The organism is Paraburkholderia fungorum, from assembly GCF_046027605.1.
Classification (GTDB): Bacteria; Pseudomonadota; Gammaproteobacteria; order Burkholderiales; family Burkholderiaceae; genus Paraburkholderia; species Paraburkholderia fungorum_F.
Window position 1 is genome coordinate 90,509 of the sequence record NZ_JAQQEF010000024.1, and the last position, 26,980, is coordinate 117,488.

A 26,980-nucleotide genomic window follows, 5' to 3' on the forward strand; every position below is an offset into this window, starting at 1 on the left:
CATTACATGGTAGCGATGCGGTTCACGCCGGCAAAACGATGAATTTAGCTATGCAAATCGAGAAGTGCGCGTGGGTGGCACACATTCGATACGCGGCGGAATGTGATCAGGATTCCGCACTGCTATCGATTCACAAAAAAACAGTGATGGCCACGAACGGGTCGGATCTGCTCTTCAGAGTGCGAGTCGCCCTTCCGACGCAATGGCGGACAGAGGATTGCGCTGGCTCTGTACTTCACGCGCCTGTAGTGCCTCAGGCAACGTTGCTTTGCCGCCCGCGCGGCCGATCGCAATGGCGGCCTCTATGGAGTAGACGTCCGGGACGGCGAGCGCCTGGCGGATCTTCTCGCGTTCGATGCCGGCAAGGCCGTGCGCATGCCACCCGGAGAGGCTGGCCTGTAGCGCCAGATAGGCCCACGCTGCGCCGGTGTCGAAAGAATGAGTCGGAGCGGGGATTTCAGCCGCGCCCGGAGATTGCCTATCCCGGGCGCATCAGGCCTTATTTGGACGATTCGTTCCAGGCTGGCAACGTCGCGCCGTGATACACATCGAGAATCGCCTTTGCCACATTCGGCTGCTGATAGCTTTCGACCAGCGTGTGTACCCAGGGCGACTTAGCGTCTTTCTCATTCACGGCGAGGAAGTTGCGATACGGATTGCCCGCGACCTTCTCCTGAGCAATGCGCTCCTGCGGAATCTTGATGCCGGCCTTGATTGCCCAGTCCGTGTTGATCACGGCCGCATCCAGATCGCCGATTGCGCGACCTACGATGCCGGCGTCCAGTTCCTTGATCTGGATGTTCTTCGGATTGTCCGCGATATCGCGAATCGTGGGCAGCAGCGCCACATCCGCACGCAGCTTGATCAGCCCCAGGCTTTGCAGCAGCAGGAGCGCGCGGCCCTCGTTACTCGGGTCGTTCGGCACGCCGATGGTTGCGCCCTTCGGCAGATCGGCGACTGATTTCACCTTGCGCGAGTACAGGCCAATTGGCTGAACGTAGGTGTAGCCCACCGGTACGATGTGATAGCCGCGGGCGGCAATCTGCGCATCCAGATAGGGCTTATGCTGGAAGGAGTTGGCGTCGAGGTCGTGTTGCGAAAGCGCCTCGTTCGGCTGTGTATAGTCATTGAAGGTCGTGGTCTTGATCGTCAGACCGTGCTTTGCGGCGTTCGCGGAGACCACGCGCCAGACGTCCTCGTCTTCGCCGGACATGATGCCGACGCGGATCGTTTGATCGGCCGCCTGTACCGACTGAGTTGCCGCCACGCTTCCACCCAAAGCCGCAACGGCCAGGATCGCTCGAAGAAATTTTTGTCTGTTCATTTTGAAATCGCATTCGCGTTGCAAACGGAGTGTTGCAACCAGTGTGGATGCTAGAGAACGGACGCACCTGCTGACAACTACTTAAGTGCGGATTGCTAAGCAGGATCGCGTATAAAAAATGAATCGCGCCGGGCTGTGAGCGGTGGGGTGGTCGAGGCGGGATTGAGGGCCGCCGGCAAACCACACATGCTGCGCCCAACCGCTACGCGACTGACGAGTGTCGCCTATGCGCGTACGCGTTGTTAATTGGGAAGCGTCGTGACGGCCGGTTTGCCCTGTATCTCTTCAAACCGGTCAGCGATCTGCTCAAGCGTTGCAATGTCGTCGGGTAGCCGGGCGGTGGACACGCGGAGGAATTCTCCCGTTTTCGGCCCGACATGGCAGCGGCTGCCGCTCCCCACCGAGATACCATGCGCGGCCAGCGCGACGATTGCCGTTTCCTCTCGTGGCACCGATATCCACAGGTTCAGACCGTCGTCGCCTTGGGCAGTCAAGCCTCGTGCCCGCAGCAGTCTGAGAAGATTCTGACGGCGTGCGGCATAGCGTTGCCGCGCGGCCGCCGGTTCGCCGCCCGTTGGGCTGAAACGGTCATCGGCACGGCGCGCAGCGTCGCGGCGATGAAAGCGTTCCGCGACGACATCCGTGCGAAGGCGCGTGAGGCGGGGCGCGACCCGGACAGCATCAAGGTCGCGACAACCCGATGGCTTTTTAGGCGCCATGCGCGGCCAGGGTCAGCCTGACCATTACGCAGGCCACATTCCTCAACAGATTAGCAATCCCGACAAATATATGTACACGAACCAATCCGTCCAGGAGGTTTCCTCGCCGTCACGGACATCGATCTCACGCGAGGCCTGGGTCGTACTGGCCATCGTCACGACGTTCTGGATTGCGGACGGTTACGATACGCCGCCGTGGGGACGCTGGAACTCTCAATGGCAGCTTTCAGGCGTTTGTGCGAACGCGTACTGCCCGCCAGCTACAGACGTTGGCACACGCCTTCAGCGGACATTCGAGCGTCAGCTCCCTCCAGACAACGGACCCTCCTGCGCGGCACGTGCCCGACGCGTTTTCGAAAAGGGCTGACGTTTTTTACCTTCCGCTCGCAGGTTCTGAGGGAGTGCAAGCGGGTGATCAGGTGCTTTCCATGTAGGTGTCAATGATGGCCTTTGTAACGTGCTCCCATAACCACTGCGCGCCTGGTTCCCGGACACTGCGTCGGTGTCGGACCGCACTGAGTGAGAACGTGCGTTGCAAGGCGGCCACGCTGCTTGAGTGATAGCGTCCCAGCAGCGCCAGCGGTGCGATCAAACTTCGCGGCAACCACACCACGAGGTTGCTGGTCGACAGAATCATGGGGATGGCCAGATAGTGCGCGACCCGCAAGCGAATTCGGCTCGTCAGCCCATGCTCTGCAATCAGTTGCTCGACATCGGGAAATCGCCCCACCAGTACGAATTCGAACTGCGTGAGCAACTCGCGGGTAATGGCTTGACCCGCGAACGGATGTTGCTCGCCCATCACGAGCACATAGTCCTGATCGAACAGATGCACGCGCTCGAATTCGACGCCCATTTCAGGAAGAAGACCCAAGGCAATATGCACCGTATTGGTTTCCAACGCATCGGCGAGTTCGCCGAGCGGGACCATCACCGACTTGAGCCGCACGTTTGGCGCAATGGCAGCAAGATGGCGCTGCACAGCGGGCAAAAATGCCAGTTCGCCGCTATCGCTCATGCTGATCACGAAGGTTCGATCCGATTGTTCCGGCACGAACGTTTGCGTTTCCTGCAATGTGTCGTGAATCTCACTGAGCGCGCGGTGAATTGCCGGTGCAATCAGGCTGACCAGAGCGGTGGGTTCAACGCCGCCGGGACTTCGCTTGAACAGCTGATTTTTCAGTAGAAGACGCAAGCGCGTCAGTGCGCCGCTCACCACGGGCTGGGATACGTCGAGCCTTACTGCAGCCCGGCCGATATTGCGCTCGATGAACACGGCGTCCAATATCTCCAGCAGATGCAGATCGATGCGCTCCGTTACGCGACTCAGCTCCCGGGTCATCGTGCCTCCGTCTTGCCGCACAGCGTATTGAGTATCTGTTGCCGCATCCATTCCAGCGCCGGATCGCGCGTGGCCCGCGGGTGGCGGAACACGTTGACCGCGACCGCGCGTTGCCGCGTGGTGGGTGTGACGATACGGTATTCGCCAAGCGCGACGAGTGCGCTCGCGACGCTGCGTGGCAACCACACGGCCAGGCCGCTGCCGCGCAACAGCGCCGGCACCGATAGATAGAACGATGTGCGCACCCTGACCTGGCGGCTGAGGCCGAGGTCAGCCATCAACTGTTCAATATCGGCCGACTCGCCGACCACGACATAGTGAATCTGCTGCAAGGTCTCGCGTGATGCGTCGTCCGGCAGCGGGTGCATGCGCTCGACCAGCAGCACGAATGCGTCATTGAACAGATGCTCGCGCACGATGTCGTCGCCCATCACACCATAGCTGCCGATGGCGAAGTCAATTTCGCCGGCTTGCAACGCCTGCGGGATCTGGTCCGCTGGCAGTTGCGCGGTTTCAAGCCTTACCTGCGGCGCCATTTCTTCGACGCGTTGCCGCAGTGGCGGAATGGCGATGATCTCGATGCTGTCGCTCATATGAAGGCGAAAGGTGCGCCGCGCGGTAGCCGGCTCGAAACCGAAGCGCTGCAGGAGGCAGTCCTCCAGCAGGGCCAGTGCTTCGCGCACGCGTGGCGCGAGCAGCGTCATCAGTTCCGTGGGCGCCACGCCGCTTGCCGTCCGCACGAACAGCCGGTCCTGCAGCAGTTCGCGCAGGCTCACCAGCGCATTGCTCACGCGCGGCTGGGACAGATTGAGTCTGAGTGCCGCGCGGCTGACACTGCGCTCGCTGTGGACGGCGTCAAGAATCCGCAGCAGATTCAGATCGATGTCGTTGATATTCATGACAGGAATATACGATCAAACGCGCGCCGCGTAGTGCAAAAAATTTGACAGACCTAGACTGGGCTGAAGGTCGGTCCTGCTGTGCAGCGGGAGCCGTCCATTCCGGCAATCAACCGCGCGTGGGCGCGGCGCACCCAAGGTACAGGCATGATTACGATTACTGGCTACAGCAACATCCTCTCGGCTGGACCCGACGAAACCATTGAATTCAAAGTATCCAGCCGGTCTGCGCAGCCGTTTGAGGCCGAGCTCGTGCGGGTGATCCACGCCGATCCCAATCCGAGTGGACCGGGTATGCGCTTCGAGCGTCTCAATCATATTTTTTCGGGGACTTTTGCCTCGGTGGACAAACCGCTGTTGTCGGGCTCGTTTGCCCGCGCCCCGCGCCTGCCAATGGCAGATGGCGGTGCCAGCCTGACCGTGGGCGCGCGCATCCAGCCGAGCGCTATCCACCGCGGGGAACAGTGCGTGATGTCCCAGTGGAACGCGGCACAGGGCACGGGTTTCGCGCTGCTGGTCAGCGAGAACGGTGTTGAGATGCGGCTTGGACGGGGCCCTGGCAATCCCGTCACGCACCTGCAGTGTCCGGCAGCGCTTGGCGCCAGATGGTATGACATCTGGTGCGCTATCGACACGGCCGCCGGCCAGATTGAAGTCGGGGTGGCGGAGGTGGACCGCCGGGTTGCGCTGCCCCTGCTTTGCCGCACCGTGCAGGCATTCGACGGGATGGTTGCAACGCCCCGGCAAGTGCAGGCAAGTGGCGACGCGCACGATGCGGCCGATCTGCTGATTGCCGCACTGGAAGACGAGGACGGCCGCCGGGCCTTCTTCAACGGCAAGATAGAAGCACCCTTCATCGCCAACGTGCCGCCGGCGCTTGTCACGAGCGCGAGCGCGGGCAAGGCACCGCGCGCGGCAGACTTTGACCATGCCGATCTGTTTGCAGCATGGGACTTCGCGCGCGGCATCGATTCCCTGGAGATCGTCGATATCGCACCGCACGCGCGGCATGGCGAGTTGATCAACCTGCCCACACGGGCGGTACGCAGCAGCCTGTGGAGCGGTCGCGAAACGTGCTGGCGCGCCGCGCCGGATCACTACGCCGCCATCCACTTCCATGACGATGACCTGCACGACGCCGGCTGGGCGACAGATTTCACGTTCAAGGTGCCGCCCTCGTTGAGAAGCGGTGCTTATGCGATGAAAATTGCCGTGGAAGGCGCAATCGACTATCTGCCGTTCTATGTGCGTCCCGAACCCGGCAAGCCGACTGCTTCGATCGTCTTCGTTGCCGCGACCTACACCTATCAGGCCTACGCCAACTACGCGCGCGGCAACTTTGATGCATCGTTGCGTAACAAGGTCGCGCAATGGGGTGCTTATCCTCACAATCCGGACGAGCATCCGGAAGTCGGTCTGTCGACCTACAACCGCCATTCGGACGGCAGCGGCGTCGCCTTTTCGTCGCGTTTGCGGCCGATGCTGACGATGCGCCCCGGCTTCATCACATTCGACGACGCGCGCGGTTCCGGTTGCCGTCATTACATCGCGGATAGCCATCTGCTCGACTGGCTCGAACACCAGGGCTTCGCCTTCGATGTCGTCACCGACGACGATCTCGAGCGCTTTGGCGCTGCAATTCTCGAACCGTACGCTACGGTGCTGACCAGCACGCATCCGGAGTACCACACGGCCGCGACGCTCGACGCGTTCGCCGGCTATCAGCGCAGCGGCGGCAATCTCGCGTATCTGGGGGGCAACGGTTTTTACTGGCGCGTCGGCCGTTCGCCGCGCGTGCCAGGTGCGATCGAAATGCGCCGGACGGAAGGCGGCGTGCGCGCGTGGGCCGCCGAAGCGGGCGAGTATTTCCACGCGCTTGATGGCGAATACGGAGGCTTGTGGCGCAGCAGCGCGCGGCCGCCGCAGCAACTGGTCGGTATCGGCTTCACGTCACAAGGTCCGTTTGAAGGCGCGCACTACCGCGTGCTGGATGCCGCCCGCAAACAGCCGGGTGGCTGGATCCTCGACAGTATTGAAGGACCTTTGTTCGGTGATTACGGCTTGTCAGGGGGCGGCGCAGCCGGCTTCGAGCTGGACTCCACCGAACCGGCAGATGGCACGCCGGCCAATGTGACGATCCTGGCCCGCTCCGAAGGTCACAGCGCTGCGTTCGGCCCGGCGCTTGACGCGCTGCTGTCACACACGATGACGCGTTCGCGTGCGCCCGCCGAGACACTGATTCGCTCAGAAATCGTCTACTACGAAACAGGCTTCGGGGGTGCCGTGTTTTCCGTCGGCTCAATCACATTTTGCGGTGCGCTGTCGCATCGTGGCTATAGCAACGACGTCTCAACCCTGTTGTACAACGTGCTGAGCCGCTTCGCCAGTCGCGCCAACCCGGGCACGGACGACGTGCGCGCAGTAGTATCCATTGAGGCCAACGTACATGTCTGAACAATTTCAACCGCGCCTGGTCGGCGACACACCGAGCGGCGGCAGCGTGATGAGCTTTTACCTGCCGAAGGGGGCGCAGCGGCCGCCGCGCATCGCGCGTGGCGAGGGCGTCTACCTGTACGACGAAGCCGGCAAGCGATATTTCGACGCCACGTCCGGTGCGGTGGTCAGCAATCTCGGCCATTCGAATCCGCGTGTGGTCGCGGCGATGATCGAACAGGCGCAGCGAGTGACGTTCGCCTACCCACGTTTCTTCGAGAGCGAGCACAATGTGCGGCTCGCCGACCGGCTTACGGGTCTTGCCGGCGAGGGCTTCGAGCGCGCGTTTTTCGTGTCCGGCGGTTCGGAGGCGAATGAATCGGCACTCAAGCTCGCGCGCCAATATGCGGTGGCACGAGGCGAGGGCACACGTTTCAAGGTCATCGCGCGTGATCCGAGCTACCACGGCTCGACAATGGGGGCGATGGCGGTCACCGGCGATTCGTTCACAGAGTCGATCTACGGCCCCATGCTGCGGACGATGCCAAAAATCCCCGCCCCGCTGACCTATCGGCTGCCGCCAGGCATCAGTGCCGAAGAGCACATTGCAGCGTGTGCACAAGCGTTAGAAGCGAAGATTCTGGAGGAGGGCCCGCAGACGGTACTCGCCTTCATCATCGAGCCAATCGGTGGACTGTCGAGTGGCGCACTGGTATCGCCGGCGTCGTATTACCGCAAGGTCCGCGAGATTTGCGACCGTTACGAGGTACTGCTGATTCACGACGAGATCATGAGCGGTGCGGGCCGCAGCGGTGCGTTCCTGTCGTCCCAACATTGGCAAGGATCGCGGCCCGATATCGTGACGCTCGCCAAAGGCTTGGCGGCCGGCTACACACCGTTCGGCGCGGTACTTGCACCCAATCGCATCGTCGAAACAATCGCGGCGCAAGGCGGCTTCGTGCATGGCCATACCTATTTCTCCAATCCGTTTTCGTGCGCTGTGGCGGCGGCTGTGCTCGACGAAGTGGTCGAGCAAGGACTCGTCGAGCGCGCTGCGCGAATGGGAACCTATCTGGATGCACGGTTGCGCGATTTGCAATTGCGCTCGCGGTTGATTGGCGACGTGCGTGGCAAGGGCTTACTCATGGCGATCGAACTCGTCGCGGATCAGGAGACCAGAAGGCCGTTGCCCGCAGCGATGAACGCGCCGGCGCGGCTTACCCAGTACGGCCTTGCGCATGGTATTGCGCTGTACAACCGGCGTGCCAATCGTGGCGAATTCGGCGACATGCAACTGATCGCGCCGCCTTTGATCGTGACGGAATCGCAGATCGATGAACTGGTCGATCGGCTGGAGCGGTCTCTGAGTGACTTCGCGCACGATCTGACACGCGAGGGACGGCTGCGATGACCGAGAAAGCCAACGCGATCCTCACGAATGCGGTAGCGCCCGATCAGGCATCGCCTTCCTCAACGACCGGGCCGGCGGGACCTGTGCCCTTCGCGACGCCCTCGCGCCGGCTCGCGCGCATCCATAGCATCGAGGACTTCCGTGAGTCGGCACGCCGTGCGTTGCCGCGCATGGTGTTCGACTTCATCGACGGCGGCGCGGGTAGCGAGAGCACCGTGCGCGAGAATCGCGCGGCCTTCGAACGGGTTCGGCTCGTGCCGTCGGGTCCGGTCGATGTCGCGGCGCGTACACCGCGTATCGGACTGTTCGGCTGCCAGCAGGCGCTGCCGGTCGTGATCGGGCCGATCGGCCTCGCGTCGGCATTCTGGCCGGATGGCGAGATCGCATTGGCGCGCGCGGCCGCACGACACGGAATCCCGTTCGTGCTGAGCAACGGCACCAGCATACCGACGGGCGACGTCATGCGCGCGGTGCAAGGACGCAAGTGGTTCCAGCTCTATGTCCCGCCCGATGAACGTCTGCTGGACAAATGGCTCGACCAGATCGACAGCGAAGGTTACGACGTACTCGAGGTGACAGTCGATACAGCCGTACCTGGCCGACGGCTGCGCGACGTGCGCAACGGCTTTTCCATGCCGTTGCGCTGGACGCCCGGCAAGGTGCTCGACGTGGCGCTGCATCCGCGCTGGATGATGGATATGCTGCGCCACGGCGCACCGAAGCCCGTGATGTGGGAGGAGGCCGCCGCGAGCCGCCCGGCCGCGACGGTGTCCGAACGCAATCTGTCGGCGATCAGCCCGCGTCTGGACTGGCATACGATCGAGCGGCTGCGCGCTCGCTGGCCGCATGCGCTCGTCATCAAGGGGCTGGCCGATCCGCGGCAGGCGAGCAGGGCGCACGCCGCGGGCGTCGACGGACTGGTGGTATCGAATCACGGCGGCCGCCAACTGGACGGCGCCATCGCCGCGCTGGACATCCTGCCTGAAATTGTCGATGCGCTCGGCGCACGGATACCCGTGCTGGTCGACAGCGGCATTCGCAGCGGCAGCGACATCCTCAAGGCGCTCGCGTTGGGTGCGAGCGCCGTGCAGATCGGGCGAGCCGCGGTGTACGCGCTCGCAACCGCGGGCGAAGCCGGCGTCGATCGCGCGCTCTCACTGTTGCGCGAAGAATTGGACCAGGCGATGGCGCTGTGCGGCGTGCGGACCTGCGCCGAGGTGACGCGCGAGCACGTGCGTGTCGCGCCCTGGTCGCCGGCGGAGGGCCGGGCATGAAGGTCTGCGTATTCGGCGCGGGTGCGGTCGGGGGGCACCTGGCGGCGCGCATGGCGGATGGCGGCGCACAGGTGTCGATAATTGCGCGCGGCGCGCATCTCGAGGCGCTGCGACGCGATGGTTTGCGAGTCGATCTGCCCGACCGCTCGCTGCATTGCACGCCCAAGGCGAGCGATCGGGCCGACCTGCTCGGCCCGCAAGATGTGGTGGTCGTCGCGGTCAAGACCACGGCCTTGCTAGCGGTGGCCGCGGGCATTACGCCGCTGCTCGGACCCGGCACGACGGTCCTGTTCGTGGCGAATGGCGTGCCGTGGTGGTATTTCCATCAATACGACGGCGCCGAAGATGGGCGGCAATTGCCGCTGATCGATCCACACGGCGCGCTATGGCGCGCCGTCGGACCGGAGCGCGCGATCGGCGGCCTCGCTTACACGGCGTCTTCGGTCAGCGCGCCAGGTGTGATCGCCGTATTGAGTGAACAGCCGCACGTCGTGATTGGCGAACCCTCAACTCGCGGGCTTGCAAGCGAAACGCTCTCCGGCCGCGCACGCCGGATCGCGGCAGTATTCGAAGCGGGCGGCTTGCCGTGCCGCGTCTCGACGGACATCCGCATGGACGTATGGACGAAACTGATCGGCAACCTGGCCGGTTCGCCGGCTTCGCTGCTGACCCATCTGCCGCTTTCGGCAATCTGCGACGACCCCGCCGGCGAGACGCTGCTACGCACCGCAGTGAACGAAGGCATCGCGCTCGCACACGCGATGGGCTGCATGGTGCCGACGGACACCGACTACTATCTCGCGCCGACGCGCGGGCTGCGGCACAAAGCGAGCATGTCCCAGGATCTCGATGCGGGCCGCCCGCTCGAAATCGATTCGATTCTGACGCAGCCTTTACAGTTCGCGCGCGAGCGTGGCGTGTCTACCCCTACGCTGAATCTGCTTGCAACGCTCGCATGTTTGCGAGGATCGGCAAGTGGACTCTATCGGCTCCGTTCCTGAGCCGCTTTTCATCGAGCCTGTTTGACGCCGCACTGCCAGGGCAGTGCGGCTTTTTTTCTTGCGGCGTCGCGTCGCGACGCTCGGGAGCAACGCTTAGGAGGCTTCCTATCGTTTCCCCTAAACGCCCTAAGCCGCCCGTGGATAAACGCGCCGCGCCAGTATTCGTCACGCGAATATCGACTAATGGGTAAAGCGTCTCGCGGCCACTATTTTGGCTTTTTACTTTCTTCGCATGCCGGTTCGCGTCGCCATTCGAACGCGAGCCATCCGACCTCAAGACCAAGGGACTCCCAACTATGAACGCTCCAACCTCCGGCACCGATACGCCGGCGGCACGCCGAAGAAAGGCGGTGATCTCCGCCACGATCGGCAACGCACTCGAATGGTTCGACATCATCGTGTTCGGTTTCTTTGCGATCACGATCTCGAAGATTTTCTTTCCTGCCAAAGACGAATTCACCTCGCTGCTGATGACGGTGGCGACCTTCGGCGTGTCGTTTTTCGTGCGGCCGATTGGCGCCATTGTGCTTGGCATGTACGCCGACCGCGCTGGCCGCAAGGCGGCCTTGTCTCTGTCGATGCTGATGATGACGGCCGGTACGCTGACCATCGGTTTCGCACCGACATACGCAACGATCGGTGCGTGGGCGCCTCTGTTGATCGTGATCTCACGTGTGATTCAGGGCTTCTCGGCAGGCGGGGAATTTGGCAGCTCCACCACGTTCCTGCTCGAACACACACCCGAAAGCGAGCGCGGCTTCTACGCCAGCTGGCAGGTCGCGAGCCAAGGCCTGACCGCGCTGCTGGCCGCCCTGTTCGGTCTGATGGTGGCGCTGCTGCCCGCGGATGCACAACTGTCGTGGGGATGGCGGGTGCCGTTTTTCTTTGGTGCGCTGATCGGTCCAGTGGGTTTCTACATTCGACGCAGGGTCGACGAAACGCCACAGTTCGTCACCGAAGTGCAGCAGCCCGTCGCCACCAGCGTGTCCGTCAGCGCAACGCCGTCGCGTTGGCGCGGCCTTAAGGGCCTGCTGCCGGCAACAGGCCTCATCGTGCTGTCCACTATCGGATCCTACGTACTGCTGCTGTATATGCCGACTTACGCGATTCGCCAGCTTCATCTCACGCCGTCCCTCGCTTATTACTCGGTGATGGCGGCCGGCACCGTGCAGTTCGTGCTGTCGCCGTATTTCGGCGCGCTGTCGGACCGGATCGGCGCCGCACGCGTCATGGTGCCGGGCGCGCTCGTCGTCGGGCTCGGCATGTATCCGGCACTGGTGTATATCGACGCGACGCCGAGCGTCATGCGTCTCGTCGCAATGCAGTTCGTCCTCGGCATTGGTCTGGCCGCATATTTCGCGCCGGTGCCGGCGTTGATGGGCCGTCTGTTTCCAACCCGCTCCCGCACGACCGGTCTGTCGGTCAGCTATAGCCTGGCTGTAACTATCTTCGGCGGCTTCGCGCCGTTCATCGTGACCTGGCTGATCGGCACCACGGGCGACAATCTCGCGCCCGCGTACTACGTCGGATTCGGCGCGCTTGTCAGCCTGGTCGCGCTGATTGCCTGCCGTGCGCAATGCGGCAGATATCCGCCAGGCGCGAGCCTGCCGGCGGCCAAAGCGGTGGCGCCGGGTGCCGCGCTTCGCGCCGATCCGTCCGGCATCACGCACGTCAACGATTGTCCTAATTAAACCCACCTGAACCCTCTTACCCCCTTACTTCCTTCCCAGGCAAAGACATGAAGATCAAAGCCATCACCTTGACCGCTGGAATGCTTGTTTGTGCGGCCGCGAGCGCGCAATCGTCCGTGACGCTGTACGGCGCCATTGACACCGGCTTGCGTTACACCACCAATGCGGCGACGAGCAAGAACGCGACCACGTGGGGTCTCGGCTCCGGGGCGCTAATGGGCAGCCGCTTCGGGCTGAAGGGCAGTGAGGACATCGGCAACGGCACCGCCGTCAAGTTCGTGCTGGAAGACGGTTTCATTCCCACCACCGGCGCCTTCGATCAGCAAGGGCAATTGTTCGGCCGGCAGGCATGGGTGGGCATCGATAACCAGACCTACGGCATGCTGCAGGCCGGCCGAATCTACAGCATTCCGTTCTGGCAGCTTTCCAATTACGACGCGTTCAACTTTCCGAACTACCTGCAGGAAGCGTGGGAAACGCGATTCTTCGGCGTGCGCCTCGACAATTCGGCCAAGTATTCGTTTTCGCGCGCGGGTTTCGGACTGCAGCTGCAGCACTCGTTCGGTGGACAGGCCGGCGATTTCCAGGCGGGCTCGACCGACGCCATCGCGCTCACATACAACGGTAATGGCCTTGCCGTCGGCGCCGTGGCACAGCGTTCGAGCGACGCGGCGGATCGCCATGCCAACGTGCTTGGCGGCGGCGCCAACTATGCGCTCGGTCCCGTCACGCTCTATGGGCTTTATATCTACTCGAAGCGCGACGCCGGTTTCACGGTTGGCACGGCCTCCGGTTCCGCTCTGGCCAATACGAGCATTCTGTCGAACGCCAGCACGGCTGCAGGCGCGAACACGCAGACCGCAAGCCGGCGCGATTCCTATGCGGAAATCGGCGCCAATTATCGTGTGACGCCTGCGCTGAGCGTCGGCGCGAGTCTGATGCTGGATAACGTCGCCGGTGTGGCAGGCGACGCCGGCGGCAAGATCAAGACGCTGGTCGCGCTAATCGATTACCGCCTCTCGAAGCGGACCGACATCTACGCCGAACTCGATCGCAACGTGCTGAACGGCGCTTCGGTGACCGATCCTAACAACCCCGTTGGCAGCTTCGGCGGACGGGCGTCGCAAACGGGCGCCACGCTCGGCTTGCGCACGCTGTTCTAAGTCAACTCTTTTTGTCTTCACTACGTCATCATGAAGATCACTAACGTCGAAGCACTCTGGCTCGCGTTGCCCGAAATCAGCGCGCGCCCCGACAGTTCGCAGGATGCGCTCCTCATCAAGATCACTACCGATGCCGGAATCGTCGGATGGGGCGAAGTGGACAGTTGTCCGTCGGTCGTCAAGGCGATCATCGAGGCACCGATGTCGCATAGTCAGGTGATCGGTCTGCGCGCGCTGCTGATTGGCGAAGACCCACTCGATACGACTCGTCTTTGGGAAAAGATGCATGCGTCCACGCTGTATTACGGCCGTGCCGGCGCTGTGATCCAGGCGATGGCTGGGGTCGACATTGCGCTGTGGGACATCAAGGGCAAGGCATTCAACATGCCGGTCGTGACGCTGCTTGGCGGTGCGCTGCGCGAACGCATGCGCGTGTATTCGTCGAACCTCTTTCAGGAAACCGTGGAAAAGACGGTCGAGCGCGCGAAGCGCGCCATCGACGACGGCCACACCGGCGTGAAATTCGGCTGGCCGCCGTTCGGTCTCGACGAAGCCGCCGATCTGCGTTACGTGGAAGGGGTACGCCGGGCGATTGGCGAGCGCAACGATTTCATGCTGGATGTGGGGCAGGCATGGGACGCAAAGACCACGATTCGCCGCGCGCAACTATTCGCGCCGTACCGGTTGTTCTGGATCGAAGAGCCACTGCGTCCGGAAGACTACGTCGGCTACGGCCGCGTGTCGGCCGCCACCAGCCAGCATATTGCGGCGGGAGAGCAGCAATGCACCGTATCCGAGTATCAGCGGCTGATCGATGAAGGCGGTATCGACATTGTGCAGATCGACATCACACGCGTGGGGCTGACCCAGGCGATGCAGATCGCCGCGTATGCGCATGTGAAGGGCCGCAAGGTTTGTAACCACAACTTCACGACTGACTTCAACAGTGCCGCGTCGCTGCATTTCCTGTGCGCGATTCCGAACGCGCTGGTCATGGAGTATTGCGTCGAGCCGAGCGAGTTGACCAGCAGTCTCGCGCGCAATCCAGTGCGCATCGTGGACGGCTATGCGCATTTGCCGGAAGAGGCCGGCATCGGCGTAGTGCCGAACGAAGAGATCGTTGCGAAGTATCTCGTCAAATAGCGTTGCGGCGCGCGTGCCTTACCCGAAAGGAATCAGATGAAAGTCAGGTACGTTTCATTGGCGGCATGCCTGCTCGGCGTGACCTCATTGTCCCCGGCGCAGGACGTGACCGTGGTGAAGATCGGCAGCGCGGCGCCGACCAGCGGTCCCATTGCGCACTTCGGCAAGGAAAACGAGAACGGCGCGGCTCGCGGTCGAGGACGTGAACCGCGCCGGCCTCGTGATCGATGGCAAGAAGATCCGCCTCGAACTGGATGCGCGGGACGATGGCGGCGATCCACGGCTCGGTACCCTGGTCGTGCAGCGCCTGGTGGACGACGGCGTGGCGGCCGTGGGCGATGTCGCCGATCCGCAGCTTGCACTGTATCGCCTCGAGAGCGGCAAGATGGCACTGCTCGATGTCGTGCGTCCTTGAGGACCGCGCAATGATCCGGCATCTCGTGATGTTCCGCCGTTTGAGGGACATCGCAGCACAGTGTGAAATCGAAACCGCTCTGGTCGAGCGCATGCGCGGCCTGAATGAACAGATCGATTTTGCGCGGACGTGGCGACTGTCCGCGAACGAACTGGACCGGCCCATCTGCTGGGACTACGTGCTGGAGTCGGCGTTCGACGATGGGGCGGCCGTTCAGCGGTTTTTGCAGCATCCTGCTCACGTTGCGCTCGCGGCGGAACTTCGAACGTACTTCGAATGGGCGGTGTGCGACTACACGGAAGCGTGAAGGCAATCGTTATTGCCACAACCCGAACAAAACAGGGAGATAAGCGTGAGCAAGCAGAAAGTGATCGTAACTATCGCGCCGACCGGCGGCATGGCGCACAAATCGCAAAATCCCCATTTGCCGACGCAGCCCGATGAGATCGCGCGGGACGTCTACGACTGCTACAACGCCGGCGCCAGTGTGGTAGCCGTGCATGCACGGCGCCCGGACGACGGCGCGACCTGCAATGCGGCGGTCTATCGCGATATCAACCGCCGCATCCGGGACAAATGCGACATCGTCATCAACAATTCGACCGGCGGTGGCGTGCACGGCGACATGATTGGCGAGACGCCGAACGGCTACTGGGAAATATTGTGGGAAGAGCGCCTGAAAGGCATGGATGCCGGCGCGGAAATGTGCACACTCGATGCGACGACGATCATCGCGACTTTCGGCGGCAAGGAGTTGCTGATGCACACCTCACCGGAGCGCTCAAAGTATCTGGCGCAGGAGATGAAAAAGCGCGGCATTAAACCAGAGTGGGAAGTCTTCAGTCCCACGCATATCGTTCAGGATGTGGCGACCCTGACGGCGGCAGGTTTCGATGAAGAGCCTTTTTTTATCAACCTCGTGCTAGGCGTACATAGAGGTTTTCAGAATGCCATGCCGTACACGCCGCGCGTGTTGCAGTCAATGGTGGACCTGCTTCCCAAAGGCAGCATCTTCTGCGTCAGCGGTATCGGACCCGCCCAGTTGCCCTCGGCGATGAATTCGCTGCTGCTGGGCGGTCACGTCCGGGTGGGGCTCGAAGACAATCTTTACTACGGTCCGGGTGAAGTGGCGACGAACGTGCAGTTGATGGAGCGAGTGGTGCGCCTTGTCCGGGAGATGGGATATGAGCCGGCGACGCCTGCCGAAGCGCGCGACATGATGGGGCTTGCTCGCGAAGATAGAGTGCGCCCGGAATTTGCGGTCACGCGGTAACAACTCGGTGGCCGACTGACATGCTCCCACAACATCCGTTTGCGACGTGAAGGCACACTTTGGGTCGAACAGGCAAAGAACGAGGGACCACCTGGTGCGGCCGTCCATCGTGCAGCAGGTGCGGCACTGGACGTCGATTTTCGCGGCGGCCGCATCATGTTGCATGGCGCTTGATCGTGGCTCATGCGACCTGGAAAGGCGTATGGGCGAGACGGGCGCATCCAGATGCTCACTGATCGCAATGCGACAAAAGGACGCTGAGTTTGACATACCCCAGAGCGACGCCGGGAAGCTTATCCGAACCAACGCTGCTAACGGCGGGCGGCTGCGTGCCAGACGAGGTTACCTTGAGCCTGGAGTTGATCGTTCACAAAGCTCTCCGTGTGGTATCGACATTCCGGACTGGGGTCGAAGGCGTCTTCGATTTTGCGGTAACGTTGCCATCAGGTCCTTGCGACAGATGGCAAGGGGTTGCTGCCCCTGTTTCGCGCCTATATGTATTTTCCCGCTTCCGAGCCGTTGAGCAAGCGTTCGCACTGCCCCACGAACTCGTTACGGCGCTGTGCGCATCGTACGCATGCCGCTCGGCGCCGAATCAAATTGAAGCCGCTGCCCGGTATCCACGGCGCGGTCTCCATTGATAATTATTACTTCAATCTGTTTTTGCATGGTGTTTTGTACGAGGACTGTTTTGCCATCTTGAGTGAATGCGAGCCCTTGAGTCCAGCCACCAGTCGGTACCTCGCCAACCTTCGTGAGCTTCTTGCCATCCGTCCGGAGCAGGATGAAACTTCCTTCACGATGATAGAAGGGCGATGTGCCGGCTTTGTTGCTCCCGTTCATTACGGTCACGCCGACCAGCTTTCCGTTCGGCGATATCGCCACACCTTCGGGCGTTTGCCCGACGCTCAAGGTGTCCACCACCCGGGGCGGTTCAACCGACAGGTCGATGAGGCTGACAGTGTCGGTATATTCCACCGACGCCCATCCCGGCGTGGAGCGTGTCGATAACGCGAGAACGGTTCGCGGGCGTCGCCTCGACGTCAACGATGATCCTTGCCTGCAGGTCAATCAGATAATTTGAGCTGGCGCAGATCACGAAGATCGAGGAAGTGTCCGACCCAAAGCGAACTCGCGGCTTGTCGACGCATCAAAGGTGCCTTACAAGCTCGAGCAGCCATTGAATAATCGAGTGTAATCGAACGACATCTCATGATCGAAGGTGCCAAGTGAGAGGAAAGCGGAGTTAAATCTCGGCACAAACCGGAAGGACCATTGAACCAGGCGATGAACGGACTGAGCACCGATAAATCGGTTCTCCGTGAGTTTCCCGGATGTATATCGAAAGCACGTACGCCGACATTTGCGATCAGCGATGCAAATGAGAGTCTGGTCTCAGGCCAATGATGTCGCGCGCCTCCGCGGGCGTGGCCGGCTCGTAACCCATCTCGCGCACGAGCCGTACGATGCGCTCGGTGAGTTGCACGTTCGTGGCGAGTTCGCCGGGACCGTAGTACAGATTGTCTTCGAGGCCCACGCGCACGTGGCCGCCCAGCAAAAGCGAATTCATCGCCGATGGGAGTTGCGCCGGGCCAATGCCGCTCACGCAAAAGATACTGCCCTTCGGCAAGAGATCCACCATCGACTGCAAGACGCGCGGTGTGTACGGCATCGCGTTCTGGAAGCCGCGATGCGCGCCGAGCACGATGTTGACGAAGAACGGCTCGATGTCGAAACCGGCCGCCGTGAGCGCCGCCACGTCCTGCACGATATGCGTCGGGCTGAACACTTCCCACTCGGGTTTGATGCCGCGCTTTTTCATTTCCGCCGCGAGTTGCTTTGAGCGTTGCGGCGAGGTGTGCATGAGCAGTTCCTTGTCGTCGAAACTCGCGATGATGGTGGTCGCGTCGAGCGTGCACATCTCCGCGCCCGCTTCGAGTCCCTTCAGCCGTTCCTCCCAAAGAATTTCCCAATAGCCGTTGGGTGCTTGCGCGATCATGTCGCCGTGCACGCCGCCGCCCGTCGAGTTGTTGATGACGATGTCGCATTGCGCGCGAACGCGGGCGTTGATGTCGCGATAGATCGCGGGATCGCAGGTCGCGCCGTCGTCGGGGCGACGCGCGTGAATCGCCACGACGCTCGCGCCCGCGTTGAAGCAGTCGTATACGTCGCGCGCGATTTCGTCGGGTTGCGTGGGCAAGTGCGGATTCTGCTTCTTGCTCGCCATGCCGCCCGTTGGCGCAATGGTCACGATGACTTTCGGTTTGCTCATGGGTGTCGTCTCCAGGAAAAGTTGCTTCAGTGAATTTTTTTTGACCGAGGAACAGTTTTTTGTTGTTCAGCGTACAATAGAATCTATTCCCGCCTCGCGGATGCATCAACCTGGGGATAACGTGAGCCTGCGCGTGCTGTTCGCGCTCACCGCTTCCGCCGCCCTCATGGACGCCGTAACATGAACGAATCGCTTTCGCGCAAGGGCCGCATTCAGACCGTGCTCGGCTTGATCGAACCCGACGCGCTCGGCCCGACGCTGATGCACGAGCATCTGCTGATCGATCTCGTGCCGCCGCGCCTCGCCGAAGACGCCGATCACGACCAGACCGAAATCGACATTTGTAATTGCTGGAAGATCAACTACGGGCAGTTGCCTTCGCTGAAGAACTATCGGCTCGACCAGAAGAACGTGGCGATCGAGGAACTGGCGGAGTTACGCGCGGCGGGTGGCGCCGCTATTGTCGATCTGACCACGGGCGGGTTAAAGCCCGATCCCGAAGGACTCGCGCAGATTGCGCGCGAAACGGGCGTGCAGGTGATGATGGGTTGTGGCCATTACGTGCACGAGTATCAGGACCCGGCGAACGCGCAGCGCAGCATCGACGACTTCGCGCGGGAGATGATTGGGCAGATCACGAAAGGCGCGTGGGACACGGCGGTGCGCGCGGGAATTATCGGCGAGATAGGCTGCCAGTCGCCGTGGACGGATCAGGAAAAGCGCGTCGTGCATGGCGCGCTGCTCGCGCAGCAGGAAACCGGCGCGGCGCTCAACCTTCATCCGGGACGTCACGCCGATCAGCCGCAGGAGCTCGTCGATACGATCCGGCGGCTGGGCTTTCCGCTGGAACGCGTGATCATCAGCCATATCGACCGCACGATTTTCGACGACGAACGCCTGCTGCGTCTCGCCGACTCCGGCTGCGTGATTGAATTCGATCTGTTCGGCTGGGAGCAGAGCGCGTATCCGATGTCCGACATCGACATGCCCAACGACGGCGCGCGCCTGCGCATGGTGCGCACGCTGTTCGATCACGGTCACGCCGAGCGGGTGCTGATCAGCCACGACATCTGCACGCGCACGCGCCTGGGCCGTTACGGCGGCCACGGCTATCAGCACATCTTCGCCAATATCGTGCCGCGCATGCTGCGGCGTGGCTTCGAGCAGGACGAAATCGACACGCTGCTCACGCGCAATCCCCGCCGTCTGCTCACATTCGTTTGACGCGGCGCGATCTGCAACTCACTTCGCGAGCATGCGCTCCATCCCCGCGATAGTGACTTCCACGAAGGTGTCGAAGCTCGAATCGAGCGGCACCTCGCTGCCGCTTTGCCAGCGTACGATGAATGCGCGGTTCGCGAGCGCGGGGAGATGACGCGCGAGCGTCGGGTATTCGAGCGCGCGAATGTCATGGACCTTTTCCTGCAACTGGTTGGTCCAGATCGCGAGATCGTCGGTGGGCAGCGGCGCGAATTCGAGCGTAGCGAAGCCGACCATGCTCGCGATCACCACGTTGTACAGGTCGACAAGCCGTGTTTCGTCGCAGCCCGCCTGCAACAGCACCGCGAGAATGCGGTCGATCAGTAACGGGCTCAGGCTCGCGTTCGATACGAGTTGCGCGCCCACGAGTTGCGCGACGTTCGGATGCCGCTGCACCGACTTGCGGTAGCGGCGGAACAACTCGCGAAACCAGTCCTGCCAACTGAGCTTGCCGATTTCGGGCGTGACGCCCGCCATGGTTGCTTCGACCACGGCGGCGAGCAGCGCGTCGCGATTGGGCACGTGCCAATACACGGCGGTGGGATAGACGTCGAGCTGGCGCGCCACTTCGCGCAGGCTGAAGGCTGTGAGGCCGTTCTGGTCGATCTGCTCGATCGCCACCGCGACGATGCGCCCGCGCGTGAGCGCCCGATCGGCGGGTGCCGCTTTCTTTCTGGTCGTGCTTCTGGCGCGTTTCGCGGGCGTTTCCGCCGATGCTTTGGCCGACGTTTTAGCCGCCGATTTAACTGACGTTTGAGCCGGCGCTTTCGTTGAGTGCGCCGTGCCGTTTGCCGCGGCTTTCGCCGCCGTCTTCGTCGTTTTTGCTGCGACTTCCTTTGCGGTGGTGGCTTTCTTCACATGTGATCCGTCATTCGATGAAGTGTCCGGTGCGCCACGCTGGCCAGTGCGGTCAAGTGGGGCGGGTCGGACAAGGCTTTCATTGTATACCGCACAACTGTCTCTTCACCACGACGCCGGACGCATCTCCATTATTTCCCTGGTTGCGTTTCCATTTTGATCGCCCTATAACCTCGTCTTGTTCACTGAACAACAAAACAATGTTCGAAGAACAGACGAGGGGCTTACAACGTTCAGCCGCGACATTCACGCGACGGGTATCGGAGATCGTTATGAAATGGAAAGTATTGGGAAGCGCGATGGGTCTAATGGCAGCGAGTGCATCTGCGCATGCGCAATCGTCGGTCACGTTGTACGGCGTGATCGACGACGGGCTCACGTTCGTGTCGAATCAGGGCGGCCATCACACGTACCGTATGGACGACAGCATCAGCCAAGGCGACCGCTTCGGCTTTCGCGGCGCGGAAGACCTGGGTGGCGGCCTGAAGGCGATCTTCGATCTCGAAGGCGGCTTGAATCCCAACACAGGCGCGTCGCGTCAGGGCGGGCTGGAATTCGGACGTCAGGCATACGTTGGGCTGCAAAGCGACCGCTTCGGCACGCTCTCCCTCGGCCGCACCTACGACCAGATGACGACCACGCTGATCCGCTACCACTCGGGCTACTGGTCCGGCATCTACGCGTTCGACGCGGGCGACCACGACCGCATCTCCGGCAACTGGCTCAACAACGTCGTGACCTACGTGAGCCCGACCGTGCGCGGCCTGCATTTCTCCGCGCAATACGCTTTCAATTCGCTCAGCGCCACGGCGAACAACTACGGCGTGGCGTACAGCCTGAGCGCGACCTACGAGCATGGGCCGTTCAGCATCGGCGCGGCGACCACCAGCATTCACGACTACACGGTCACGCCCGGCAGCAGTCTTGGCGTGAGCAGCTTCCTCGGCACGAACGTGGCGTTCTCGTCGCAAGCCGTGGTGGTCGATCGCTATCGCACGGCCGGCGTGGGCGCGTCGTACGATTTCGGCATCGTCGGCCTCTCGGGCTTGTACACGAATACGCGTTACGAAAAGGGCGCAAATGCCTCGACGATGCAAAGCTTCAATGTGGTCCTGCACGGGTATCTGCGGCCGGATCTCGTGCTCGCGGGCGGCTACGGTTACTCGAAGATGTCGCCGTATCAGTGGAACGAATTCAACGCGGTGCTCGACTATCTGCTTTCGAAGCGTACCGATGTGTACTTGAGCGCGAACTACGACAAGGCCAACGGCGGCGCGCGCGCCGTGCTCGTGACGCTGCCGATCTCGGGCAACGACAAACAGCTTGCCGTGCGCGTGGGCATTCGCCACAAGTTCTGATGCTCGCCACTGCGCCAACTCACTCCTATTTCCAGTCTCTCTGCCGGACGCGATCATGAACAGCAGCTCCTCTCACGCAGCACCCTTCGATGCCACCACGCCCACTACGCTGCGCGCCGAGCAGCGGCGCGCCATCGGCGCCGGCATGGTCGGCTATATCCTCGAATGGTTCGACTTCGGGGTGTACGGTTTTCTTGCGGCGATCATCGCGAAGAACTTTTTCCCGTCGACAGACGAATTCACCTCGTTGCTGGCCTCGTTCGCGGTGTTCGGCGTGGGCTTCGTCGCGCGGCCCATCGGCAGTGTCGTGCTCGGCCGCATCGCCGACGTGCGCGGCCGTCACATCACGCTCGCCACCACCATGATCCTGATGGCGCTCAGCACCGTCGCGATCGGTTTTCTGCCCACGTACGAGCGCATCGGCATCTTGGCGCCCGTGCTGCTGGTGGTGGCGCGTCTCGTGCAGGGTTTCGCGGCGGGCGGTGAATGGGGCACGGCGGCAGCATTTCTGGTGGAGTGGGGCGGCGCGAACCGGCGCGGCTTCTTCGGCGCGTTCCAGCAATCGAGCATCGCGGCGGGCCTGCTGCTGGGCTCGCTCGTCGCGGCCATTCTGAGCAGCGCGCTCGATTCGAACGCACTCGCTTCGTGGGGTTGGCGCATTCCGTTCTTTCTCGGCGCATTGCTCGGGCCGGTGGGCATGTACGTGCGCCGTCGCGTGCAGGAGTCGCCGTCGTTCGAAAGCGAGGCGGCGCGCGCTCACACACTGAGCGGCGCGCAATTCGCGAAGTCGCTGTTTCACGCGTTTTCGTTCGTGATCTTCTGGGCCGTGAGTTCGTACATGGTGGCGGTGTATATGCCCACGTTCGCGAACAAGTATGCAAATATCTCGCGCTCGCAGGCACTGTGGACCAGCACGGCCTCGCTCGCCACGGTGATGATCGTCGCGCCGCTCATGGGCGCGCTGTCCGACCGCATCGGCCGCAAGCCTGTGCTGCTCGCGAGTTGCGTGTTCTTCGTGCTGCTCTCGTATCCGCTCTATGCGTTCATTGTCTCGGGCATCGGTTTCATGACGTTCTTCTGGACGCAATTGCTCATGAACGTGGTGTTCACGATGTATTCGGGTGCGGGCCCGGCGGCGCTCGCGGAGATGTTCCCGACGCGCGTGCGCTCCACCGGCGTGGCGTTCGGCGGCGCGCTTGCGACCATCCTCGGCGGCTTCTCGCCGTTCCTCACCACGTGGACGATCGCCTCGACGGGCGCGAGCGCGAGCGCGGGTTGGCTGCTCGCGGGCAGCGCGTTGTTCACGCTGCCCGCGCTCGTGGTGATGAAAGACCGCGCGCGCGAAACGTCGATTTGATGCGCGGTCCGCTGCGAAATGTAATTGTTCACCGTACAATGAAGTATTGTTTAAAGATCCACCGCTCAATGAAGCAGGAACACACAGAATGACGACGTCGATTTTTCCCGAAGCGCAGGTCCACGCTCGCAGCGATGCCGCGACGGTCGGCGAAGCGCTGGCCTCTGCTGCCGCCGCGTTCGCCGCGCGCAACCCGCAAAGCGCGCAGCAATACGAACGCGCGACCGAAGTCATGCCCGGCGGCAACACGCGTTCGGTGTTGTTTTACGAGCCGTTTCCGCTGGCAATGGCGAAAGGCGAGGGCTGTCGCCTTTGGGACACGGACGGTCACGAATACCTCGACTTCATCGCTGAATTCAGCGCGGGCATTTACGGCCACTCGCATCCGCAGATTCGCGCGGCTATCGACGCCGCGCTCGACGACGGCCTGAATCTGAGCGGCCACAATCTGCTCGAATCGCGTTTGGCGAAAGCGGTGTGCGAGCGCTTTGCCTCGCTCGAAACCGTGCGCTTCACGAATTCGGGCACCGAGGCCAATTTGATGATGCTGGCTACCGCGAAAGCTTTCACGCGGCGCAGCAAGGTGATCGTGTTCGTGGGTGGCTATCATGGCGGCGTGCTCACGTTCGGGCGCGGCGCGAATGTCGTGAACGTGCCGCACGAGTTTCTTTACGCCGAGTACAACGATCTCGACACCGTGCGGCGTTTGCTCGACGAAAACGCCGACGAAGTTGCGGCGATTCTCGTCGAACCGATGCAAGGCGCATCGGGTTGCATCGTCGGCGAAACGGCCTTTTTGCAGGGCTTGCGCGAACTTTCGACCGCGCATGGCGCATTGTTGATGTTCGACGAAGTGATGACCTCGCGGCTTGCGCCGGGCGGCTTGCAAGCCGAACTCGGCATCAGGCCTGATCTCACGTCGCTCGGCAAATACATCGGCGGCGGCATGTCGTTCGGCGCATTCGGTGGCCGCGCCGAGATCATGGGGTTGTTCGATCCGCGCAAGAGCGGCGCGTTGCAGCACGCGGGCACCTTCAACAACAACGTGATGACGATGGCGGCGGGGTGGACCGGCCTCACGCAGATCTACACGCCCGAGTCCGCGCGTGCGCTCACGGCGCGCGGCGACGCGTTGCGCGAGGCGTTGAACGCGCGTTTCGTGGCGTCAAAGGTGGCGATGCGCTTCATCGGCATCGGCTCGCTGATGAATCTGCAGATCACCGCGCAGCCCGTGCGTTCGGTGCGCGACATCGACGCTGCGATGAACGTATTCAAGGACCTGTTCTTCTTCCATCTGATCGAGCAAGGCATTTACATTGCGCGGCGCGGTTATGTGGTGCTGAGTTTGCTCGTGGGCGACGCGGAAACGGCGCGTTTCGAGGCGACCCTCGCGAGTTTCATCGAACGCTACCTGCATCTGCTTCCGCGCGAAAATTATTCGGATCGCTAATTATATGAATATCGTCGAATTGCCCGCGCCCGAGTTGCGCAAGATGATCGGCAGCAAGGCCATTTCTCCGCTCGAACTCACCGAGGCGTGCGTCGCACGTATCGAGGCGCTCGATCCCTACGTAAATGCCATGGCGGCCACCGACTTCGACGCGGCTCGCCGCGCGGCGCAAGCGGCGGAAGACGCTGTGATGCGCGGCGTGCCGCTCGGTCTGCTGCATGGTTTGCCCGCGGGCATCAAGGATCTCGAAGCCACGGCGGGCTTGCTCACCACCCACGGCTCGCCGCTGTATCGGGATCTCGTGCCAGCCGAGGACAATCTGCTTGTCGCGCGCTTGCGGGCGGCAGGCGCGATCGTCATCGGCAAGACCAACGTGCCGGAACTGGGCGCGGGCGCGAATACGCGCAATCCCGTGTGGGGCGCAACGGGCAATCCGTTCGATCCGAACCGCAACGCGGGCGGCTCGTCCGGCGGTTCGGCGGCGGCGCTCGCGTGCGACATGCTGCCCGTGTGTACCGGCTCCGACACGGGCGGCTCACTGCGCATTCCGGCGGCGTTGTGCGGCGTGGTGGGCTTTCGTCCGTCGCCGGGGCTCGTGCCGAGCCCACGCAAGCTGCTGAGCTGGACGCCCATTTCCGTGGTGGGGCCGATGGGGCGCAACGTGGCGGAAGCGCGCCTGCAACTCGCGGCCACGGTCGGCCTCGATAGCGGCGATTTGCTCAGCTACGAGGTGGATGTGGAGGCGTTTCTCGCGCCGCGCGAGATCGACTTGAGCCGCCTGCGCGTGGGCTGGACCGAAGATTTCGGCGTGTGCGATGTCGACGACGATATTCGCCGCACGTTCCGCCGCAAGCTCGACGCTATGCGCGGGATGTTCGCGGTTTGCGAGCCGATCGACGTGGATTTCGCCGATGCGCATCGCGCCTTCGACGTGATTCGTGCCGAGAGTTTCGTTGCGGGTCTGCGCGCGGCGTATGAGAACGATCCCGAGTCGCTCGGCCCGAATACGCGCGCCAATTACGAGCTGGGCGCAGCGATGACGCTCGCCGATTCCGGCTCGGCGCACGCGGCGCAAACGGCCATCGCGCGACGCTTTCAGCAGCTATTCGGCCGCTACGACGTGATACTTGCGCCGACCACGCCGGTTTCGCCGTTCCCGTGGACGCAGATGTTCGCGAGCCGCGTGGGCGGTCGTGCACAGGAAAACTACTATCGATGGCTCGCGCTGACGTATATGACCACGCTGTGCACGAATCCAGCCGCAAGCTTGCCGTGCGGGAAGGACGAAGCCGGCATGCCGTTCGGTTTGCAGGTCATCGGACCGTTTCGCGGCGACCGGCGTACGCTGGATATCTGCGAGGCGCTGGAAGCGGCGTTTGCCCGATCATCTGAAATGTGCAGGCCTCGCCCCGACCTACAGCAACTCGCGAGCGCGATTATCGACCCGCCGTTGCGATCGATCGTAATCGCTCAGGGCGAGGGACGCACTCACGAGAGCCGCACGGGAGGCACTTCGTTGGTCTGAGGCATCGATGAAATTGTCGCGTTGGCGCCGCGCCTGCCTGCCATGTCGGCGGCCTGCTTGCTAGACGGGAGAAATGCCGTTGTTGAAAGCACTTCTTCGTTCCAGTTCTTCGGCGAGACACGCAACTTAGCTGAATTCCGAACGGCGCTTCTCTCGCTTGCGTGGAGGGCTCGATGGGGGCTGCGGGTGTGAGTTTGCTGATGCAAGCAGTTGGCGTTGGGTATCTTGATGTCGCTCACCGTCAGCAACACGCCGCATTGCAGACGGACGACTCAGCTACCCGAGCCCTCAAGCGTTCCGATGACTTCGGGGCAGCTCTCGAAAGCGAACGACTGCTTGTTGACTGGAGCGGCCGCTAGAATGCCTGTGGGAGGGAGCAGACGATAGTCTCTTTGTGGCCGCTTTGAGCCCGACGTAGCCCGGGGTGGTGGTCCTACTACGTGGGGCGGGCAGCCTATTTACTGCGCGATGAGCGGCGAGCGTCGAGTTTGTGGCAGTTTGTTCCTGCCGGTGTGTTCGTCTGACGGGCGTGGGCGGCCAGTTGAGAACACAATTGCTTCAAGACATCTTGCAAAAAATTGTTCCTGCGTGCCATAGCGCACGCCATTGGTCCCCAGTGCCGAAGCGCGACCGTTGATAGGGCGGAAGCTTGCGATCAACGCAACTGGCGCCGATGCGGCGCAGGGATTTGCATACGGCGCCGTGCCATCCGTCACGGAAACAAAATTCGCAAAACGCGGGCACAGATTTGTGCAAACCAACCACCGCGAAAGATGTTCGACGCAGCCGCATGTAAGTTGACATAACATAAT

General features: G+C 62.3%; 23 protein-coding genes and 2 pseudogenes. 16 read left to right on the plus strand and 9 right to left on the minus strand.

Translation table 11 applies throughout. The annotated features are described in order from the left end of the window. Positions 1-174: 174 nt before the first annotated feature. The 5 genes and pseudogenes from PQR53_RS30185 to PQR53_RS30205 form a co-directional block, all read right to left on the minus strand. Positions 175-471 (minus strand): annotated as a pseudogene (locus PQR53_RS30185) (nitroreductase family protein); the annotation flags it as partial. 28 nt (positions 472-499) lie between these two features. Then, entirely contained in the window at positions 500-1,324 is an 825-nt protein-coding gene (locus PQR53_RS30190; RefSeq protein ID WP_408462363.1) for a MetQ/NlpA family lipoprotein, read from the minus strand. Between the two features lie 242 nt (positions 1,325-1,566). Next, positions 1,567-1,818 (minus strand): hypothetical protein, encoded by a 252-nt coding sequence (locus PQR53_RS30195; protein WP_408462366.1) that lies wholly within the window; start codon positions 1,816-1,818, stop codon positions 1,567-1,569. Positions 1,819-2,458: 640 nt separating this feature from the next. After that, entirely contained in the window at positions 2,459-3,385 is a 927-nt protein-coding gene (locus tag PQR53_RS30200; RefSeq protein ID WP_408462369.1) for a LysR family transcriptional regulator, read from the minus strand. After that, on the minus strand, positions 3,382-4,284 hold the full coding sequence (locus PQR53_RS30205) for a LysR family transcriptional regulator (RefSeq protein WP_408462371.1): 903 nt from the start codon (positions 4,282-4,284) through the stop codon (positions 3,382-3,384). The genes PQR53_RS30200 and PQR53_RS30205 overlap by 4 nt, the downstream gene beginning before the upstream one ends. A gap of 147 nt (positions 4,285-4,431) precedes the next feature. Between PQR53_RS30205 and PQR53_RS30210 the strand changes: the two genes are divergently transcribed. The 10 genes and pseudogenes from PQR53_RS30210 to PQR53_RS30255 all read left to right on the plus strand — a co-directional run bounded on the left by PQR53_RS30210 (position 4,432) and on the right by PQR53_RS30255 (position 16,088). Beyond that, positions 4,432-6,738, plus strand: coding sequence for a N,N-dimethylformamidase beta subunit family domain-containing protein (locus tag PQR53_RS30210; protein WP_408462373.1), 2,307 nt, complete (start codon positions 4,432-4,434; stop codon positions 6,736-6,738). Continuing rightward, the gene (locus PQR53_RS30215; RefSeq protein WP_408462375.1) at positions 6,731-8,128 is read left to right on the plus strand and encodes an aminotransferase family protein; all 1,398 of its coding nucleotides are present in this window, start codon (positions 6,731-6,733) and stop codon (positions 8,126-8,128) included. Before PQR53_RS30210 ends, PQR53_RS30215 begins: the two co-directional genes overlap by 8 nt. Continuing rightward, positions 8,125-9,402: an alpha-hydroxy acid oxidase gene (locus tag PQR53_RS30220; RefSeq protein WP_408462378.1), complete on the plus strand. Its 1,278-nt coding sequence runs from the start codon at positions 8,125-8,127 to the stop codon at positions 9,400-9,402. Before PQR53_RS30215 ends, PQR53_RS30220 begins: the two co-directional genes overlap by 4 nt. Continuing rightward, a complete protein-coding gene (locus tag PQR53_RS30225) occupies positions 9,399-10,403 on the plus strand; it encodes a ketopantoate reductase family protein (RefSeq protein WP_408462380.1) in 1,005 nt (334 codons plus the stop codon). Before PQR53_RS30220 ends, PQR53_RS30225 begins: the two co-directional genes overlap by 4 nt. Before the next feature lie 296 nt (positions 10,404-10,699). Beyond that, a complete protein-coding gene (locus PQR53_RS30230) occupies positions 10,700-12,094 on the plus strand; it encodes an MFS transporter (protein WP_408462382.1) in 1,395 nt (464 codons plus the stop codon). 47 nt (positions 12,095-12,141) lie between these two features. Next, a complete protein-coding gene (locus tag PQR53_RS30235; RefSeq protein ID WP_408462384.1) occupies positions 12,142-13,257 on the plus strand; it encodes a porin in 1,116 nt (371 codons plus the stop codon). A gap of 30 nt (positions 13,258-13,287) precedes the next feature. Next, complete coding sequence (locus PQR53_RS30240) at positions 13,288-14,400, plus strand: mandelate racemase/muconate lactonizing enzyme family protein (protein ID WP_408462387.1); 1,113 nt, start codon at positions 13,288-13,290, stop codon at positions 14,398-14,400. Between the two features lie 108 nt (positions 14,401-14,508). Beyond that, a pseudogene (locus PQR53_RS30245) lies at positions 14,509-14,734 on the plus strand (ABC transporter substrate-binding protein); the annotation flags it as partial. A gap of 91 nt (positions 14,735-14,825) precedes the next feature. Then, complete coding sequence (locus PQR53_RS30250; RefSeq protein ID WP_408462390.1) at positions 14,826-15,122, plus strand: Dabb family protein; 297 nt, start codon at positions 14,826-14,828, stop codon at positions 15,120-15,122. 45 nt (positions 15,123-15,167) lie between these two features. Continuing rightward, positions 15,168-16,088 carry a beta-keto acid cleavage family enzyme gene (locus tag PQR53_RS30255; protein ID WP_408462392.1) on the plus strand — a complete coding sequence of 307 codons (921 nt, stop codon included), beginning with the start codon at positions 15,168-15,170 and terminating at the stop codon, positions 16,086-16,088. Positions 16,089-16,640: 552 nt separating this feature from the next. Here the strand turns inward: PQR53_RS30255 and PQR53_RS30260 are convergent. Beyond that, positions 16,641-17,066, minus strand: a complete 426-nt coding sequence (locus PQR53_RS30260) for a YncE family protein (RefSeq protein ID WP_408462395.1) — start codon at positions 17,064-17,066, stop codon at positions 16,641-16,643. Between the two features lie 391 nt (positions 17,067-17,457). Further along, the gene (locus tag PQR53_RS30265; RefSeq protein ID WP_408462398.1) at positions 17,458-18,360 is read right to left on the minus strand and encodes a beta-keto acid cleavage family enzyme; all 903 of its coding nucleotides are present in this window, start codon (positions 18,358-18,360) and stop codon (positions 17,458-17,460) included. Between PQR53_RS30265 and PQR53_RS30270 the strand changes: the two genes are divergently transcribed. Further along, entirely contained in the window at positions 18,359-18,544 is a 186-nt protein-coding gene (locus tag PQR53_RS30270) for a hypothetical protein (RefSeq protein ID WP_408462401.1), read from the plus strand. The two genes, PQR53_RS30265 and PQR53_RS30270, sit on opposite strands and share 2 nt — an antisense overlap. Further along, positions 18,541-19,584 (plus strand): phosphotriesterase family protein, encoded by a 1,044-nt coding sequence (locus tag PQR53_RS30275; protein WP_408462404.1) that lies wholly within the window; start codon positions 18,541-18,543, stop codon positions 19,582-19,584. The genes PQR53_RS30270 and PQR53_RS30275 overlap by 4 nt, the downstream gene beginning before the upstream one ends. A gap of 18 nt (positions 19,585-19,602) precedes the next feature. Here the strand turns inward: PQR53_RS30275 and PQR53_RS30280 are convergent, their stop codons facing one another. Continuing rightward, positions 19,603-20,478: a TetR/AcrR family transcriptional regulator gene (locus tag PQR53_RS30280; protein WP_408462407.1), complete on the minus strand. Its 876-nt coding sequence runs from the start codon at positions 20,476-20,478 to the stop codon at positions 19,603-19,605. Positions 20,479-20,750: 272 nt separating this feature from the next. On the opposite strand from PQR53_RS30280, the gene PQR53_RS30285 reads away from it, so the two are divergent. The 4 genes from PQR53_RS30285 (at position 20,751) to PQR53_RS30300 (ending at position 26,168) form a co-directional block, all read left to right on the plus strand. Next, complete coding sequence (locus tag PQR53_RS30285; protein ID WP_408462410.1) at positions 20,751-21,836, plus strand: porin; 1,086 nt, start codon at positions 20,751-20,753, stop codon at positions 21,834-21,836. Positions 21,837-21,891: 55 nt separating this feature from the next. Continuing rightward, on the plus strand, positions 21,892-23,193 hold the full coding sequence (locus tag PQR53_RS30290) for an MFS transporter (protein ID WP_408462413.1): 1,302 nt from the start codon (positions 21,892-21,894) through the stop codon (positions 23,191-23,193). A gap of 88 nt (positions 23,194-23,281) precedes the next feature. Next, positions 23,282-24,643: an aspartate aminotransferase family protein gene (locus PQR53_RS30295; protein WP_408462416.1), complete on the plus strand. Its 1,362-nt coding sequence runs from the start codon at positions 23,282-23,284 to the stop codon at positions 24,641-24,643. Between the two features lie 4 nt (positions 24,644-24,647). Then, on the plus strand, positions 24,648-26,168 hold the full coding sequence (locus PQR53_RS30300) for an amidase (protein ID WP_408462419.1): 1,521 nt from the start codon (positions 24,648-24,650) through the stop codon (positions 26,166-26,168). Positions 26,169-26,626: 458 nt separating this feature from the next. On the opposite strand, the gene PQR53_RS30305 is transcribed toward PQR53_RS30300, so the two are convergent. Next, positions 26,627-26,980 (minus strand): hypothetical protein (locus tag PQR53_RS30305; RefSeq protein ID WP_408462422.1); only part of this gene is annotated, 354 nt, incomplete at its 5' end.

What these genes read in the sequence shown, in the direction of transcription:
- PQR53_RS30190 (WP_408462363.1), bottom strand. Translation starts at nt 1,324, where the DNA reads ATGAACAGACAAAAATTTCTTCGAGCGATCCTGGCCGTTGCGGCTTTG.
- PQR53_RS30200 (WP_408462369.1), bottom strand. Translation starts at nt 3,385, where the DNA reads ATGACCCGGGAGCTGAGTCGCGTAACGGAGCGCATCGATCTGCATCTG.
- PQR53_RS30205 (WP_408462371.1), bottom strand. Translation starts at nt 4,284, where the DNA reads ATGAATATCAACGACATCGATCTGAATCTGCTGCGGATTCTTGACGCC.
- PQR53_RS30210 (WP_408462373.1), top strand. Translation starts at nt 4,432, where the DNA reads ATGATTACGATTACTGGCTACAGCAACATCCTCTCGGCTGGACCCGAC.
- PQR53_RS30215 (WP_408462375.1), top strand. Translation starts at nt 6,731, where the DNA reads ATGTCTGAACAATTTCAACCGCGCCTGGTCGGCGACACACCGAGCGGC.
- PQR53_RS30220 (WP_408462378.1), top strand. Translation starts at nt 8,125, where the DNA reads ATGACCGAGAAAGCCAACGCGATCCTCACGAATGCGGTAGCGCCCGAT.
- PQR53_RS30225 (WP_408462380.1), top strand. Translation starts at nt 9,399, where the DNA reads ATGAAGGTCTGCGTATTCGGCGCGGGTGCGGTCGGGGGGCACCTGGCG.
- PQR53_RS30230 (WP_408462382.1), top strand. Translation starts at nt 10,700, where the DNA reads ATGAACGCTCCAACCTCCGGCACCGATACGCCGGCGGCACGCCGAAGA.
- PQR53_RS30235 (WP_408462384.1), top strand. Translation starts at nt 12,142, where the DNA reads ATGAAGATCAAAGCCATCACCTTGACCGCTGGAATGCTTGTTTGTGCG.
- PQR53_RS30240 (WP_408462387.1), top strand. Translation starts at nt 13,288, where the DNA reads ATGAAGATCACTAACGTCGAAGCACTCTGGCTCGCGTTGCCCGAAATC.
- PQR53_RS30250 (WP_408462390.1), top strand. Translation starts at nt 14,826, where the DNA reads ATGATCCGGCATCTCGTGATGTTCCGCCGTTTGAGGGACATCGCAGCA.
- PQR53_RS30270 (WP_408462401.1), top strand. Translation starts at nt 18,359, where the DNA reads ATGGGTGTCGTCTCCAGGAAAAGTTGCTTCAGTGAATTTTTTTTGACC.
- PQR53_RS30265 (WP_408462398.1), bottom strand. Translation starts at nt 18,360, where the DNA reads ATGAGCAAACCGAAAGTCATCGTGACCATTGCGCCAACGGGCGGCATG.
- PQR53_RS30275 (WP_408462404.1), top strand. Translation starts at nt 18,541, where the DNA reads ATGAACGAATCGCTTTCGCGCAAGGGCCGCATTCAGACCGTGCTCGGC.
- PQR53_RS30285 (WP_408462410.1), top strand. Translation starts at nt 20,751, where the DNA reads ATGAAATGGAAAGTATTGGGAAGCGCGATGGGTCTAATGGCAGCGAGT.
- PQR53_RS30290 (WP_408462413.1), top strand. Translation starts at nt 21,892, where the DNA reads ATGAACAGCAGCTCCTCTCACGCAGCACCCTTCGATGCCACCACGCCC.
- PQR53_RS30295 (WP_408462416.1), top strand. Translation starts at nt 23,282, where the DNA reads ATGACGACGTCGATTTTTCCCGAAGCGCAGGTCCACGCTCGCAGCGAT.
- PQR53_RS30300 (WP_408462419.1), top strand. Translation starts at nt 24,648, where the DNA reads ATGAATATCGTCGAATTGCCCGCGCCCGAGTTGCGCAAGATGATCGGC.